Raw genomic sequence first — 3,131 nt, 5'->3', positions numbered from 1 at the left:
CGCCAGCAGGGCGATGCGCCGGTCGGCCAGCATCTCCCGGCCGAGCCAGTAGGTCGCGGCGATGGTCAGCAGGCCGATGAAGGCCGAGGTCAGGCGCAGGGCGAAGAGCGTGTTGCCCAGCGCCGCGGCCATGCCCCCCGCCAGATAGAGATAGAGCACCTCCCGCCCAGTGAAGCTGGGGATGAAGATGGGGCGCTCGCCGCGCAGGCCGATGTCGCCGGCGTTCAGACCATAGGCCGCCTCGTCGTAGTGGACGCCGGGCGGGACGGCCGTCAGGTCGGGCAGCCGCAGCCCCGCCGCCACCAGCAAGCAGAAGACCATGAAGGCCAGGGCGTGGTAGCGGGTGAGGCGGGACATGGGGTGGATTGTAGCAGAGAGCGGGGGTGCAGGGGAGCGGGGGTGCAGGGGAGTAGGTGCAGGTGGCAGGTAGCGAGAGGCAGGTGACAAGCCGTGGGTTCCAAGCCCGTTGCTTAGTAATTGTCCTCTCCCTTGCTCCCCTGCGCCCCCGCACCCCTGCGCCACCGATCCAGAGCTATTGTGAAAATTGTCACAAGCGTAGGTTTCCCGTAGTGCGCGCGTAGAACGGGCGTACAGCGGGAATCGGCAAGGCGTCGTAGAATAGTCATCGAAGGGTAAAAAATCTCTTCTTCTTCTCCTCCTTTTGACGAGAGTCAGGTTTCGGCGTTCCTGACTCTCACCAACGAAAAGGGGCCGGCAGTTAGCCGGCCCCTTTTGCTTTATAGCGCGGGATGGTATCCTGCGTCTGGGGCGTGAAAAATGGCTACGGATTCAAACGGGCAAAACGGATTGTATATCCGTATCCTCCGTTCAAATCCGTAGCCATTCTTCCGTAGGGGCGGGTTTCAAACCCGCCCCTACTCACTACCGTTCGCTCCCGGCAGCAGGTGCGTCTCGGCGGCGCTCTCCATCAGGTCGATGATCTCGCTCTCGGTGGGCGGCTCAGCCAACGAGCCGGCCGGCGCGTCGGCGATGGCCTGGCGCGCCTCGCGGATGACGGCCACCGAGGCCACGGCGTCGCCGTCACGCAAGTCCATCACCCGCACGCCCGTCGACGCCCGCCCCTGCCGCGAGATGTGGGAGGCGGACATGCGCAACAGGATGCCGCCGGTGGAAATGAGCGTCACCTCGTCCTTAGGCGACACCACCCGCGCGGCCACAATGGCCCCCGTCCGCTCCGGGGTCAGGTTCATCGCCTTGATGCCCTGGCCGTAGCGCCCCTGTCGCCGGTACTCGCTCAGCGGCGTGCGCTTACCCAGCCCCTTCTCAGTGATGACCAGCAAGTCGTCGTCGGGCGTGCACACGTCGGCCCCGGCCAGCATGTCCCAGCTATCGAGCCGCATGGCGTTGACCCCGGCTGCCGCGCGCCCCATCGGTCGCACGTCCTCCTCGTTGAAGCGAATGCCCTTACCCTGCTGGCTAATGAGGATGATGTCCTCGTCGCCCCGCGTCATCTTGACCCAGCCCAGGCTGTCGCCCGGCTCCAGGTTGATGGCGATCAGGCCGCTCGGCCGCACGCTGGCGAAGACGCCCAACTCCACCCGCTTGATCCGCCCCTTGCGCGTGATCATGATCAGGTACTCGGCGTCGCCGAAGTCGTGGACGGGCAACACGGCGGTGATCTTCTCATCCGGCGACAGGGGCAGGATGTTCATCAGCGACACGCCCTTGGCTGTCCGGTCGAGTTCAGGCACCTCGTAAGCCTTGGTGGCGTAAATCTTGCCCAGGTCGGAGAAGAAAAGGAGCGTGTTCAGCGTGCCGGCGGCGAAGAAGTGTTCCAACTCGTCCTCGTCGCGGGTCGTCATGCCGATCAGCCCCTTGCCGCCGCGCGACTGGCGGCGGTAGGCGGTCACCGGCGTGCGCTTGATGTAGCCGCGGCGCGTCAGGGAGATGAAGACGTTCTCGTCGCGGATCAAGTCCTCGATGTCGAACGCGGCTTCCTCACCGGGGACGATCTGCGTCCGCCGCTCGTCGCCGTACTTCTCCTTCAGCTTGGCCAGATCGGCCTGGATGAGGCCCAGGATTTTGTGCCGGTCTTCCAGCAACGCCTGCAAGTAGGCGATGAGTTCCGTGACCTCGCGGTACTCTTCCTCGATCTTCTGCCGCTCCAGCGCGGCCAGCCGGCGCAACTGCATGTCGAGGATGGCCGTAGCCTGCGGCTCGGTCAGCCCGAAGCGGGTCATCAGTTGGGTGCGGGCATCTTCGGCGTCGGCCGCGGCGCGGATGGTGCGAATGACCTCGTCCAGGTTGGCGATGGCGATGAGCAGGCCGGCCAGAATGTGCTGGCGGCGCTCCGCCTTGTCCAGGTCGAAGCGCGTGCGCCGGGTGATGACCTCCACGCGGTGGTCGATGTGAATCTGGAGCGCCCGCTTCAGCGACAGCAGCCGCGGCTGCCTGTCCACCAGGGCCAGGGTTTGGACGCCGAAGGTCGATTGCAGCGCGGTGTATTTGAAGAGTTGGTTCAGCACCTTGCGCGGCTGGGTGTGACGCTTCAGTTCGACGACGACCGAGATGCCGTCGCGATCCGAGGAATCGCGCAGGTCGGAGATGTCGTCCAGCACGCCGCGGTTGACCAGGTCGGCGATGCGCTCGATAAGCAGCGCCTTGTTGACCTGGAAAGGCAACTCGGTGATGTTGATCTGCGTCCGGTCGGGGTTGCGGGGTGTCGGCTCGATGTGGGCCACACCGCGCACGACGATCCGGCCGCGGCCGGTGGCGTAGGCGTTGCGGATACCCTCCGTGCCGACAATGACGCCGCCGGTCGGAAAGTCCGGCCCCTTGACGAACTGCATCAGGTCGTCGAGCGTCACCTCATCCACGTCGTCCTGCCGGTCGATGAGATAGCTGATGGCGTCGCACAGTTCGACCAGGTTGTGCGGCGGGATGTTGGTCGCCATGCCGACGGCGATACCTGACGAGCCGTTGAGCAGCAGGTTGGGCAGCCGCGCCGGCAGCAGGTCCGGCTCCTCCAGCGTGTCGTCGAAGTTGGAGGTGAACTCGACCGTGTCCTTGTCCAGGTCTTCCAGCAGTTCCAGGGCGATGGGGGCCAGGCGGGCCTCGGTGTAGCGCATGGCCGCCGGGCTATCGCCGTCGACGCTGCCGAAGTTGCCCTG

The 3,131-nt window shown here is 65.5% G+C and carries 2 protein-coding genes; both read right to left on the bottom strand.

The window, feature by feature from the left end; all coding sequences use genetic code 11:
- Nucleotides 1-357: hypothetical protein (locus tag ACE3UY_RS19220; RefSeq protein WP_374689095.1), on the bottom strand; the 357-nt coding region annotated here is incomplete at its 3' end.
- A gap of 518 nt (nucleotides 358-875) precedes the next feature.
- Nucleotides 876-3,131, bottom strand: a 2,256-nt coding sequence (gene gyrA, locus ACE3UY_RS19215; protein WP_374689094.1) for a DNA gyrase subunit A, incomplete at its 5' end; no start/stop codon positions are given.

The organism is Promineifilum sp. (SeqCode) (assembly GCF_041918635.1).
Lineage (GTDB): Bacteria > Chloroflexota > Anaerolineae > Promineifilales > Promineifilaceae > Promineifilum.
This window is presented reverse-complemented; position numbering and strand designations above follow the sequence as displayed.